10 protein-coding genes are annotated in these 11691 nt (G+C 76.1%); 3 read left to right on the top strand and 7 right to left on the bottom strand.

Annotated elements, in window-relative coordinates; genetic code table 11:
- Positions 1-76: 76 nt before the first annotated feature.
- Together HCN08_RS25750 and HCN08_RS25745 are read right to left on the bottom strand one after the other, a co-directional pair.
- Complete coding sequence (locus HCN08_RS25750; RefSeq protein WP_167985633.1) at positions 77-1036, bottom strand: zinc-binding dehydrogenase; 960 nt, start codon at positions 1034-1036, stop codon at positions 77-79.
- Between the two features lie 131 nt (positions 1037-1167).
- On the bottom strand, positions 1168-2007 hold the full coding sequence (locus tag HCN08_RS25745; protein ID WP_322974677.1) for a YhjD/YihY/BrkB family envelope integrity protein: 840 nt from the start codon (positions 2005-2007) through the stop codon (positions 1168-1170).
- A gap of 134 nt (positions 2008-2141) precedes the next feature.
- Between HCN08_RS25745 and HCN08_RS25740 the strand changes: the two genes are divergently transcribed.
- Together HCN08_RS25740 and HCN08_RS25735 are read left to right on the top strand one after the other, a co-directional pair.
- A complete protein-coding gene (locus HCN08_RS25740; protein ID WP_167985632.1) occupies positions 2142-5720 on the top strand; it encodes a P-loop NTPase family protein in 3579 nt (1192 codons plus the stop codon).
- Positions 5721-5795: 75 nt separating this feature from the next.
- The gene (locus HCN08_RS25735; protein ID WP_167985631.1) at positions 5796-7073 is read left to right on the top strand and encodes a glycosyltransferase; all 1278 of its coding nucleotides are present in this window, start codon (positions 5796-5798) and stop codon (positions 7071-7073) included.
- 92 nt (positions 7074-7165) lie between these two features.
- Here the strand turns inward: HCN08_RS25735 and HCN08_RS25730 are convergent, their stop codons facing one another.
- On the bottom strand, positions 7166-8296 hold the full coding sequence (locus HCN08_RS25730; RefSeq protein WP_167985630.1) for an ROK family transcriptional regulator: 1131 nt from the start codon (positions 8294-8296) through the stop codon (positions 7166-7168).
- Between the two features lie 43 nt (positions 8297-8339).
- Here HCN08_RS25730 and HCN08_RS25725 point away from each other — a divergent pair, with 43 nt between their 5' ends.
- Positions 8340-9644: an MFS transporter gene (locus HCN08_RS25725; RefSeq protein WP_167985629.1), complete on the top strand. Its 1305-nt coding sequence runs from the start codon at positions 8340-8342 to the stop codon at positions 9642-9644.
- Here the strand turns inward: HCN08_RS25725 and rpsR are convergent.
- From rpsR to rpmG, 4 genes are read right to left on the bottom strand one after another with little or no spacing between them, the layout of a single operon-like run.
- Positions 9586-9834, bottom strand: a complete 249-nt coding sequence (rpsR, locus tag HCN08_RS25720; RefSeq protein WP_167985628.1) for a 30S ribosomal protein S18 — start codon at positions 9832-9834, stop codon at positions 9586-9588. The two genes, HCN08_RS25725 and rpsR, sit on opposite strands and share 59 nt — an antisense overlap.
- A gap of 51 nt (positions 9835-9885) precedes the next feature.
- Positions 9886-11082, bottom strand: coding sequence for a CobW family GTP-binding protein (locus HCN08_RS25715; protein ID WP_167985627.1), 1197 nt, complete (start codon positions 11080-11082; stop codon positions 9886-9888).
- Positions 11079-11333, bottom strand: a complete 255-nt coding sequence (locus HCN08_RS25710) for a type B 50S ribosomal protein L31 (protein WP_167985626.1) — start codon at positions 11331-11333, stop codon at positions 11079-11081. Before HCN08_RS25710 ends, HCN08_RS25715 begins: the two co-directional genes overlap by 4 nt.
- 57 nt (positions 11334-11390) lie before the next feature.
- A complete protein-coding gene (gene rpmG / locus HCN08_RS25705) occupies positions 11391-11555 on the bottom strand; it encodes a 50S ribosomal protein L33 (RefSeq protein WP_167985625.1) in 165 nt (54 codons plus the stop codon).
- Positions 11556-11691 lie beyond the last annotated feature (136 nt).

Genomic DNA, 11691 nt, shown 5'->3' with positions numbered 1-11691 from the left:
GGCTGTGGCGGCTTTTCTCCCACAACGCCGGGCTCGGACGCGGCCGGGGCCGTCGCTCCCGGTCGGGCCCCGCGGGTCAGGCTCCCGGCCGGGTGACCAGCCGGCCGCGGACCTTTCCCGCGCGGATACGTTCGAGGCCGTCGTTGAGGTCGGCGAAGGGGATCTCCTCCACCGCGGGGGTGATCCGGCCGTCCGCGATGAGGCCGAGCACCTCGCGGTACTCCTCCTTGCTCGCGCCGTACGAGCCGCGCAGTTCCACGCTCTTGCCGACCAGGGCCCCGGTGGAGATCGTCGTGGTCTGCGAGCCGAGGCCGACCACGACGACGCGGCCGAGCCGGCGTACGACGTCGACGGCGTCGGAGGTCGTCGTGCCCATGCCCGCGAAGTCGACGACGACATGGGGGTGCAGGTCGGCGAGCGCGGACAGCCGGGTGAAGCAGTCCCGGGCGCCGGCCGCGCGTGCGGCCTCGAAGGTGTCGGGGTTGGCGTCCACGCCGTAGACCTCCGCCCCGGCGATGGCGGCCGTACGGACGCCGTTGAGGCCGAGGCCGCCCAGGCCCACGACCGCCACCACCTCGCCCGGCCCGACCCGGCCCTCCGTGCGGACCGCGTGGTAGGCGGTGACGACGGAGTCGGTGGCGACGGCCGCCTGGACCGCGGAGACCGCGTCGGGCAGCGGCACCAGGGTGGAGGCGTGGGCCGCCAGGCGCTCGGCGTAGCCGCCGTCGACCCCGACACCCGGCGCGTACTGCACCTGCACCTCCGGGTGCGCGACGATCGCCACGGCCACCCGGTCGCCGACCGCGTAGCCGGACACCCCCTCGCCCAGGGCGGACACCACGCCGGCCACCTCGTGCCCGAGGGTGAAGGGCGGGCGGGGCGAGAGGTCGATGGTGCCGTCGATCAGATGCAGGTCCGAGTGGCACAGCCCGGCCGCCTCGACGTCCACCACGACCCACCCTGGGCCCGCCACCGGATCCGGCAGCTCGACACTCACCAGCGGGGCGCCCTTCGCCACGAACCGGAACGCCTTCATCGACCACCCCGAGCACTTCGCGCCACGACCACGGCAACACCCTAGCCCCTGCCAACTGCCGCCCGTGCGGCGGTCGATGAGTCGCCGTCAGGCGTGGCGGAGGGCGGCTCGGGTGAGGCGGGAGGGGCGGCTCAGGTGTGGCCGGCGCGGCCGTGGGAGGTGTGGCGCTGGTGCAGGACCCGGCCGAGCACGGCGCCGCCGTAGACCACAAAGCCCACGCCCGTCAGCCACGACTGGACGACCAGGATCGTGCCCACCGGGCCGTACGTCACGGCGTTCGAGGCGATCAGCGGGGAGAAGACCAGGCCGGAGAAGATCCGCAGGCCGATCAGGCCCAGCGTCGTGGCCGCCGCCCCGGGCAGCAGGGCGCGCCAGCTCACCCGTTCGACGAGCAGGAACCGCTGGGACCACCAGAAGAAGAGCAGCGAGACCGCGACGGTGGCCAGGCCCCCGACGCCCTGCTGGACCAGGCTCGTGCCGTGCCCGAGCGCCGCGACGGCGATCAGCAGGAAGCCCACGAACAGCGCGAGCCAGATGACATGCCGCCACAGGGCGTGCCAGTGGGCCGACTTGAGCTGCCAGACCTTCTCGTACCCGGTCTGGAGCGCCGTCCCGAAGGTGAGGCCGAACGCGGCGAGCACGGCGAGACCGAACGCGGTGGTACGGCGCAGCGCCTGCGTCGGGCTGACCACCGCCTCGGTGACCCGCGCCTGGGACGAGGGGGACAGACCCAGCACACGCCCCAGGAACCGGCCGGCGCCCAGGCCGCTCTGCGGGTCGACGGCGCCGACGAGGGTCACCAGCGGCAGCAGCGTGAGCAGGCTCAGGGCCGCGAAGCTCAGCGCCCGGGACATCAGCTCCATCTCGACGCCCCGGCGGACGACCAGCGCCGCGGACGACGCGTCCCAGCGCTTCTTCCAGCGCTCCCATCGGCGTCCCCGCCCGGACGCGGCCTCGGCCTTGTGACTCACCCCCTCTTCCTATCTCCTCGCCCGTATCCGCTCGCCTCCCGACACGAAATGCCGAGTACGCAATCCGGGCCGGCTCTAGAGTGTGCTCACGCCGGCCCCCCGGGGGGCGGGCTGGGGGGCGGGGAGGGGATGCGGTGACGCGGAGCGGGCAGGACCGGGCGCGACCGGACGAGGTGGTCTGCGGCCTGCTGCGGGTCGCCCTGGCCGGCGCCGTCACGCACCGGCCGGTGCTGGGGTTGAGCGGCCCGGTCACCAAGGTCGGGCTCGCGCCGGGCGGGCTCGGCCCGGAGCTGGCCGTCGAGACGGCGCTGAGCACGATCGGCCTGCGGCGGCTGGTCGTACGGCTGCTGCCCGCGCCGCTGGACCGGCCCGCGGTGGAGCTCGTCGCGGGGCCGCAGGACGACCCCGGGGGCGCCGCGCTGCTGGTCACCCCGCTGTCGGCGCCCGTGCCGGACACCGCCCCGGGGCTGCGGGACCTCACCGACGCCGCACGGCTCGCCGACACCCCCGACGCGCTCGCCGCCGTGCTGAGGGCGTCGAACGCCGGCTTCCGGCGCTCCGCGCAGGGCGGTACGCACGCGGTCGCGCGCCAGCTGCTGGCCGACCTGGACGAGGGCGACCCGACGGCCTCCCGGCGGTTACGCCTGCACGCCATGCTGCGCCGCATCTACGTACCCAGGCCGGCGGAGATCGCCCGGGCCCTGGAGCGGCCGGCGCCGGGCGTGGAGAACCAGGAGGAGGTCGCGCGCCTGTACGAGCGGGCGCTGTCCGGCTGGCCGGACCCCTTCACCCACCTCACCCTGGAGCCGGCGCCGGGCCGCGCCGCCCGGCGGGTCTTCGCCATCCCGGGCCTGGGCGGCCCCGCGGAGCGCGGCACCCGGCGCCGGGAACTGGCGCAGGCCGCCGGGCAGTTCGCGGACACCGCGGGGGCGGCCCGGGTGGCGCTGGTCGCCGAGTCGGGCATGGGCAAGTCCTCCTTCGCTGCCCGGATCTGCCGCGAACTGGCGCCCCAGTACCAGGTGGTCGGCTGGCTCACCGCGACCGACGCGGCGACCTGGGAGTCCTCGCGCGCCTCGCTCGCGGCCCAGTTGGGCCTCGACGACGCCGCGCCCGACCGGCTGTGGGCCGAACTGGCCGAGCGCGCCCCGGCGCTGGTCGTCGTGGACGACGCCCCCGGGCCCGAGCAGTTCACCGCGCTCCCGGAACTGCCCGGCCTGCACTGGATCGTCACCTCCCAGTCGCTGCGCTGGCGGGCCGCCGCCGATGTCGTCGAGCTCGGCCCGCTGCCGCTGTCCGAGGCGACCGAGTACCTGCTGGCCCGCACCGGCGCGCGGGCCGAGGAACTGGTCGCCGCCGTCGCCGAGCTGTTCGACGGTTTCCCGCTCGCCCTCGAACAGGCCGCGGTCGCGATCACCGAGGGCGTGTCGATGTCGGGCTGGCTGGAGCGGCACCGGGCGGACCCGTCGTACAGCGCCGCCGGGCTGGCCGGCGTATGGCGGCTGCGGCTGGCGCAGCTGGCCGACGCGGACCCGGACGCCGCCGCCCTGCTGCGGGTCCTGGCCTGCGCGGGCTCCGCGCCGCTGCCCGCGCGGCTGCTGGCCGTGCTCGGCGACGACTTCCCCGAGCGGCCCACGCTGCCCTTCGCCGCCGACCTCACCCGCCGGGACGCCGCCGTGGCCACCCTGCGCCGCCAGGGGCTGATCAGGACCGGGGTGGACACCGAGACCTTCCAGGTCCATCCGCTCATGGCGCGGATCGTCCGCGACCAGCCCGGCATGGACGTCGCGGACACCGCCATGCGGGTCGGCGGCGCGGCATCCTGGCTGATGGAGGACTACGACCCCGAGGACGTCTCGACCTGGCCGATCGTCGCCTCCCTGGTCAGCGCCGCGGTCATGGCCTGCGTCCTGGTCTTCCACGCGCTGGAGGACGGCTACGACGGGCTGCCCGAGCGGGCACCGCAGGCGCTCGCCGACCGCGCCCTGTGGCCGGCCGCCGGCCACCTGGCCGACATGGGGGCGCGGCGCGCCGCCTACCGCACCCGGCTGCTGGGCCTGGCGCTGTACGGCGACCGGGCCGCGGCGAAGGCGGTGCGCGGCTGGTCGGGTGTCGTCTCCGGGCTCTTCGACGACCTGGACCTGGACGAAGTGGTCCCGGCGGCCGACCTCGGCCGGGTCGCGAGCCCCGAGGCGCGGCTGCTCGCGGCGCGGTGGATCAACGAGAACGCCCCGGTGCTCGCCGACTGCAGCCTCACCGCGGCCGTCGCGTACGCCGAGCGCGCCCTGGAGCTGGTCCCCCGCAGCCTCCCGTCGGCCGGCACCGTGGGCGGCCTGGGCGAGGTGCCGTGGACCACCGAGGTCCGGGTGGAGGTGCTGGACAACCTCGGCTACCTCCAGCTGCTCCAGGAGGAGTTCGCGCGGGCGGACCGGTCGCTCGCCACCGCCCTGCGGCTGCGCAGGGCGCGTCCGGGCGCGGAGGGCGACCACAAGTACGGCGAGCTCCTCAACGACCGGGCCCTGATCCTGCTGGAGCGCGGCCTGTACCTCCAGTGCCGCGCGGACTTCGCGCGGGCCGCCGGCGTCATCCGCTCCACGCTCTCCGACGACGCCGCGATGCTGGACAACATCGAGAACAACCTCGCCCGCTGCGACCACCGGCTCTGGCGGCTGCGCCCGGCGGGCGAGCGGTTGCGGGCCTGCCTCGACAGGCTGTGGGACCGGCTGGACCACCAGGACACCGACGTGGTCATCCAGCAGTGCAACACCGGCGAGGTCGCCTACGACCTCGGGGAGACCACCCGGGGGCTCCAGCTGGTGGAGGGCGCCTGGCGGACCCTGGCCGAGCGGCTCGGCGAGGACGACCGGGAGACCCGTATCCGGCTGTCCTCGCTCACCCGGCTGCGGCAGTTCCGCGGCGACCTCGCGGCGGCGCTGGCCGCCACGAACCGGGAGATCGCCGCGGCCCTCGGCGAACTCGGCCCGCACTCGCCGTTCCTGGCGGTCCGGCGGCTGGCCGCGGCCCGGCTCAGCGGCCTGGCCGCGCTGACACCGGCCTCCCTCGACGCCCTCACCGAGGACGTGGTCCGCGCCTTCGGCGGGGTGGGCGTGCATGCCGCGGCGGCCTGGGACGCCCGGGCGGCGCACGCGCTGGCCGGCGGCGCGGGCGACCGTGCCGGCGAGGCGGCGGCGCGCAAGGCGGTCGCCCTGCACCGCGGTTGCCTGGGCGGCGACCATCCGGCGACCCTGCTGGCCGAGGCACGCCTGGCGCTGCTGGGGCAGGACCGGGCCGCCCGCCCCCGGCCCCTGGCCTCGACCGGCGCCCGGCGGCTGCTGACCGCGCCGGACTCCACCACCGGGCCCGGGCCCGAGGGCTTCGACGCCGACCTGGCCCGGCACGGGCAGGCCCCGCTGGACCCCGGCCGGCCCGGCTGGGAGGCCGACCGCCTGGTGCACCTGCTCGACGACGGGCTCGTCGACCTCGACGCGGGCGAGCGGCTGGTGTGGGCGGCGAACGCCGGACGGCTGGCGGCCGTCGCCGGGCGGGGCGGCACCGGGCGGGACCGCACCGGCATGCTGCGGGCGGCGGCCGAGGGCAGCGACCTGCTCTACGGCTGCTTCCACCCGTGGACGCTGCTGCGGCGGGCCGCCGACGCGGTCGCGGACGACGACCGGGACGAGCTGCGTCTCGTCCTCAGCGCTCCGTACTGGCCGTGAACCGCCGCCGGGCGCGGCCGGGCGCCGGTGACGTCACGTCAGGGCAGGGCAGGGCAGTGAGGAGGAAGGCGACAGATGTCCGACCCCGAGGGGCTCCCCCCGGAGCGCGCCGGGCTGCTCCGGCGCCAGCGGTTCCGCCGGCCCGCGGCCGAGCCCGCCGGGCGGCCACGGCAGGAGCCGCCGCCACCCTCAGCCCCCCGCTTCCACGTCCTGGCCATGGGCACCGCCTGGCGCTCGGAGTTCGGCGGCCTCAACACGCTCAACCGCGAGCTGTGCCAGGCCCTCGCCGCGGCCGGCTGCCGGGTGGTGTGCGTCGTCGACCACGCCAGTGAGCCCGAGACCGCGGACGCCGCCTCGTACGGCGTACGGCTGCTGGTGTCGCCGGCCGGCACCGTGGCGCGGGCCGACCTGCCGCGCGGGTTCGTGCCCGAGATCGTCATCGGGCACGGGCGGGTGACCGGCCACCTCGCCGAGGCCGCCGCGGCGGCGTTCCCGCGGTCGCGGCGGCTGCACCTCGTCCATGTGGCGCCCGACGAGATCGACCCGTTCAAGGACGTGGGGGGCGCCGACCGGGCCGGCTACTCGGCGCAGCGCACGGCACGCGAGGTGGCCCTGGGGCGTACCGCGTACCGTGTCGTGGCCGTCGGTCCGGTCCTGCACGGCAGGTACGCGACCGAGTTCGCCCCGCTCCAGGCGGCCCCGGTGCTCCGGCTCGACCCCGGGTTCGGCGACGACGCGCAGGCCCGCACCCCGCCGCCGGGCACGTCCTGGCGGGTGCTGCTCTTCGGCCGGGCGGAGGAGTCGCGCCTCAAGGGCCTCGACATCGCCGCCCGGGCGACGGCCCTGGCCGCCCGGCGGCGGAGCGGGCGGCGCGCGCGGGTCGAGTTCTGGGTGCGGGGCGCGCCGCCCGGGACCGGCGACGAGCTGGCGGCGAAGCTGCGCGACTGGTCGGGCGACCGCGACCTCCCCGTCGTGGTGCGGGAGTTCACCACCGATCCGGCCGAGCTGGCCGCCGATCTGCACCGGGCGAGCGTGGTCCTCATGCCGTCGCGCTCCGAGGGCTTCGGGCTGGCCGGTCTTGAGGGCCTGCTCGCGGGGGTGCCGACGCTGGTGAGCGCGCCGAGCGGGCTCGGCCGGCTGCTGGCGGAGAGCCTGCCGGCCGACGAGGCGGCCGATGTCGTGCTGCCCGTCGGATCCGATGCCGGCCGGACCGCCGAGGACTGGGCCCGGGCGATCGAGTTCGCCCTGCTCGACCGGGACGCGGCCTTCGCCCGCGCGACCGCGCTGCGGGCACGCCTGGCCGCCCACCACACCTGGCCGGCCGCGGCGGCCGGTCTCCTGCGCAGCCTGTGACGGGCCGCGCGGGAGGGCCGTCCCGCCGCCGGGCGGCGGCTCAGGGCGCCAGCTCAGGGCGCCGGCTCAGGGCGCCGGCTCAGGGCGCCGGCTCAGGGCGCCGGCTGGGCGACCGGCGCCGCGTGCGCGGCCGACGCCGGGCTCGGGACCCCGTAGGAGGCGTCGAGGATCTGCATGGCCGCGCCGGCGGCGATGATGTCGGCGCCGAGGCTGGACAGGGTCACCTCGACGGTGAGCCAGTCGGCCCGGGGCACTTCGGTCTCGATCCCTGCGGTGACGGCGGCGCGGTAGGTCCGGTGGTGCTGGAGGAGGTCGGCGCCGGCGAGCACGACATGGCCGATGTCGACGGCCTGGACGAGGTTGACGACGCCCGCGGCGAGGATGCGCGCGGCGCGCGGGATGTCGCCGTCGGCGACGGCGAGGTCGTGCAGGACCTCCAGGCAGCCATGGCGCCCGCACGCGCAGCGCGGCCCGTCGAGTTGCAGCACGGTGTGGCCGAACTCGCCGGCGTTCGTGTGGGCGCCGCGGTGCGCCCGGCCGTCCAGCCAGAGCCCGGCGCCGACGCCCGACTCCACCATGATCAGGGCCGCGTCGTCGAAGGCCGGGCCCCGGCGCCAGGCTTCCGCCGTGACGCCCGCGGTCACGTCCTTGTCGAGATGGACGGGCAGGCCGAGGGCGTCCTGCGCGCGCTCGCGCAAGGGGACGTCGTGCCAGTGCCGCAGCCGGTGCGCGTCGCGCACGATGCCGAGCGCGTGGTCCAGGGGCCCGACCATGCCGATGCCGACCCCGGCGATCCGGCCGGCGGTCTGCGGCCGGTCCCGGGTGAGCCGCGCGACGGCGCCGGTCATCGCGTCGAGCAGGTCCCGCGGGGTGAAGTCGGGCGGCAGCGGGGTGACGTGCGAGGTCGCGATGTCGCCGCGCAGGTCGGTCAGCACGGTCCGCAGCGTCCGCCGGGCGACATGCATGCCGACGGCGAACCGGCTGGTGGGGAGGAGCTCGTACAAGGTGGCCGGCTTCCCGGCGCCCTGGCGCTTGAGGCCGCACGGCGCGATCAGGCCCTGCTTGATCAGCCGGGCCAGCACCTTGGAGACGGCCTGCGGGGTCAGCCCGGTCGCGGCGGCCACCGACGCGCGGTCGAAGGGCGCGGCGCCGCGGGCGATCGCGAGGACGAGGCCCTCGTTGTAGTCGCGGAGGAAGCCGAGGCCGGCAGCGGGGTTGCGCATCCGCCCACTCTATTACGCAACAGCGTTGCTATACTCCTGGTCCATGAACGACCTCACGAAGTCGCGCCGCCGGGCCGCGCTGCTGGCCCTGGCCCTGGGCGGCTTCGCCGTGGGGCTCACCGAGTTCGTCGCGATGGGCCTGCTCCCGGAGATCGCCCGCGGCCTGCTGCCGGGCCCGTACGCGCACTCCTCGGCGCAGGCCATCAGCCGCGCGGGGTGGTCGGTCAGCGCGTACGCCCTCGGTGTCGTCACCGGCGCGCCCACGATCGCGGTGCTGGCCGCCCGGGCGCCGCGCCGGCGGCTGGTGCTGGGCCTGCTCGTGCTGTTCGTCGCCGGCACCGTGGCGTCGGCCCTCGCCCCGACGTTCTGGACGCTGCTGGCGGCGCGCTTCGTCGCCGGGCTGCCGCACGGCGCGTACTTCGGCGCGGCCGGCATGCTCGCGGCGCGCCTGATGGGCCCCGGCAACCAGGGCAAGGGATTCGCCGTCGTCCTGGCGGGCCTGACGACGTCGAACGTGATCGGCGTGCCGCTGATCACCGGCCTCGGCCAGGCCGCGGGCTGGCGGATCGCGTACCTGGCGATCGCCGCGGTCTTCTTCCTGACGCTGGTGGCGGTGTGGCTGGTCGTCCCCGAGGACACCGCGTACGCGGGAGGGTCCGCGCGGGCGGAACTCGGCGCGCTGCGCGCCCCGCAGGTGTGGATGGCCGCCGCCATCGCCGCGATCGGCTTCGCGGGTTTCTTCGCGGTCGACAGCTACCTGGCGCCGATCACGACGCATGTGGCGGGGCTGCCCTCGGCGGCCGTGCCCTGGGCGCTGGTCGCCGTGGGCCTCGGTATGACCGTGGGCAACGCGGCCGGCGGCTGGTCCGCCGACCGCGACCTGCGGCTGAGCCTGCTGCTGGGCTTCCCCGGCATCGTCGCCGCCCTCGTGGTGTTCGCCCTCCTCGCGCACTCCCCCGGCGGGCTGTTCACCGCCGCCTTCCTCCTCGGCGCGGCCAGCATGTTCCTCGGCCCGGCCCTCCAGGCGCGGCTCATCTCGGTGGCCCACGGCGCCCAGCTCATGGGCGCGGCCGTCAACCAGTCGGCCATGAACATCGCCAACAGCCTCGGTGCGGCCCTGGGCGCGGTGGTCATCGCCCAGGGGCGGGGCTACCTCGCGCCGGCCTGGCTCGGCGCCGGGCTCGGTGTCGTCGGCTGCGCCCTGACTGTCGTCAGCCTCACGGTCGGCGGCGGCTCCCGGCCCTCCCGCGTCGCCGCGCGCGACCGGGCCGCCGCCGTCCCCGAGCCGGTCAGCGGCTCTGCGCGGTCGGGGCGTACGGGAGCAGGGCCATCTCGCGGGCGTTCTTGATCGCCCGGGCGATCCGGCGCTGCTGCTGGGCGGTGACGCGGGTGACGCGCCGGCTGCGGATCTTGCCGCGGTCGGAGATGAATTTGCGCAGCAGGTCGGTGTCCTTGTAGTCGATGTACGTGATCTTCGCCGCGTCCAGCGGGTTGGGGCGGGACTTGGGCGCCTTGCGCGGATCGGTTCGGCGGGCCATCAGGCTTCCTCGGTTGTCGGGCGGCACGGCCCACGGGGGCCGGCCGGCGGGTCAGGGGACGGGGTCGAGCAGGTGGTCGAAGGCCGCGGGCAGCGCCCGCCACGCCGTGCGGCCCGCGGCGTATTCGGCGTCGGTGAGCAGGCACGACTCCAGGAGCGCTGCGAGTCCTTCGCGGTCCAGCGCCGGCGAGGTGAAGACCAGGTGCTGGCAGCGGTCGCCGTGCTCGGCGTCCCAGTCCAGGGCCGCGGCGGCGGTGCGTACCGGGGGCTCCAGGTCCCAGGCGGCGTCGGGCAGCGAGGCCAGCCAGGGGCCGACGCTCTCCACGCACAGGGCGCCGCCCGCCGCGTCCCAGGACAGCAGCGTGTCGGGGCGGTCGGCGAGCCAGAACCGCCCGCGGCTGCGGGCCGCCGCGCACACCAGGTCCTCCAGCGCGGCATACAGGCGCTCGGGATGGAAGGGGCGCCGGCGGCGCCAGACCACGGTGGTGATCCCCGCCTCGTCCGCCTCCTGCGGCAGGCGGGAGCAGGCCGGGTGCTGCGCCGCCGCCGCGGCGGAGACGTCGAAGCCGGCGAACGCCGCCCTGGCCAGTTCGGTGGTGCCGGCGGCCACATGCCGGGCGGTGGGGTGGAGTTGGCGCAGCAGCGCGCGGTCCTCGTCGTCCGCGGCCTCGGCGTCCGGCGCCTGCTCGTCCTCGACGAGGACCAGGACCGGCGGGTACTCCAGCTGGCGGGCCCAGGTGTCGGCGACGGTCCGCCGGTCCTGCGCCGTCACGGCCAGGCCCGCGTCGTGCAGGTCGTCGCCGTTGGCGAGGCACGGCAGGACCAGCACGGGGTCGAGCGCGGTCATGACGCCGGTCAGCTCCAGGAACTGCGCGCCCGCCGTGGCGATGACCTCGGCCATGCCCTGCGGCTCGACCGAGTCCCACAGCTCCACCACGGCGAGCCGCGTCAGGCCGCCGGCCGCCAGCCGCTCCAGCTCGGGGACCAGGTCCTCGCGCAGCGCGCAGCAGGCGCAGTCGTTGACCAGGGGCGTGTCCTGCGCCGACAGCGGGCCGTCGGCGTCGCTCACGACGCGGCGCACCGTCCCCTGCATCGCCCGGGAGAGGTCGTGGTGCAGGGCGACGCTGCCCGGCACCATGCCCAGCAGCTGCCCGACGACGGTCCGGCGCGCCTCGCGGTGCATGCCGGCCACGACGACGACGGGAAGCCTGCCGTCGGCGCCGGTCCCGGTCGCGCCCGCGCCGCTCATCGCGCACCCCGGCGCGCGTACCTGCGCTCGAAGCGCTCGATGCGTCCTGCGGTGTCCACGACGCGGGCGGTGCCGGTGTAGAAGGGGTGGCTCCGCGAGGAGATCTCCACGTCGACGACGGGGTAGGTCCGGCCGTCCTCCCACTCCACCGTCGTGTCGCTGGTGGCGGTGGAGCGGGTGAGGAAGGCGAAGCCGGCGGCCTTGTCGCGGAAGACGACGGGGCCGTAAGGGGGATGGATGTCGGGTTTCACGGATGCGTCCTCGTGTTCGTCTGAGGCTGGGTCCGGCTCGGCTCGGCTCGGCTGCGGTCAGCGCTCTTCGCGGAAGTCGACATGCCGGCGCGCCACCGGGTCGTACTTGCGCAGCACCAGCCGGTCGGGGTCGTTGCGGCGGTTCTTGCGGGTCACGTAGGTGTAGCCGGTACCCGCGGTGGAGCGGAGCTTGACGATCGGTCGTACGTCGGTGCGTGCCATGCGCCCACTATACGGAAACGATTTTCATTCGCAACAGCACCCGGACTCCCACCTTGGCGCCCGCCCGGACGCCCGGATCCGACGCACCCGACCTCGTTTGGAAATGAAAACGTTTTTCTATAAGGTCTTCCCCACC

This window comes from Actinacidiphila epipremni, from assembly GCF_012034175.1.
Classification (GTDB): Bacteria; Actinomycetota; Actinomycetes; order Streptomycetales; family Streptomycetaceae; genus Actinacidiphila; species Actinacidiphila epipremni.
This window is presented reverse-complemented; position numbering and strand designations above follow the sequence as displayed.

Bases quoted from the DNA above. Each gene is read 5' to 3' on its own strand.
- HCN08_RS25750 (WP_167985633.1), bottom strand. From the start codon at position 1,036: ATGAAGGCGTTCCGGTTCGTGGCGAAGGGCGCCCCGCTGGTGAGTGTC.
- HCN08_RS25735 (WP_167985631.1), top strand. From the start codon at position 5,796: ATGTCCGACCCCGAGGGGCTCCCCCCGGAGCGCGCCGGGCTGCTCCGG.
- HCN08_RS25730 (WP_167985630.1), bottom strand. From the start codon at position 8,296: ATGCGCAACCCCGCTGCCGGCCTCGGCTTCCTCCGCGACTACAACGAG.
- HCN08_RS25725 (WP_167985629.1), top strand. From the start codon at position 8,340: ATGAACGACCTCACGAAGTCGCGCCGCCGGGCCGCGCTGCTGGCCCTG.
- rpsR (WP_167985628.1), bottom strand. From the start codon at position 9,834: ATGGCCCGCCGAACCGATCCGCGCAAGGCGCCCAAGTCCCGCCCCAAC.
- HCN08_RS25715 (WP_167985627.1), bottom strand. From the start codon at position 11,082: ATGAGCGGCGCGGGCGCGACCGGGACCGGCGCCGACGGCAGGCTTCCC.
- rpmG (WP_167985625.1), bottom strand. From the start codon at position 11,555: ATGGCACGCACCGACGTACGACCGATCGTCAAGCTCCGCTCCACCGCG.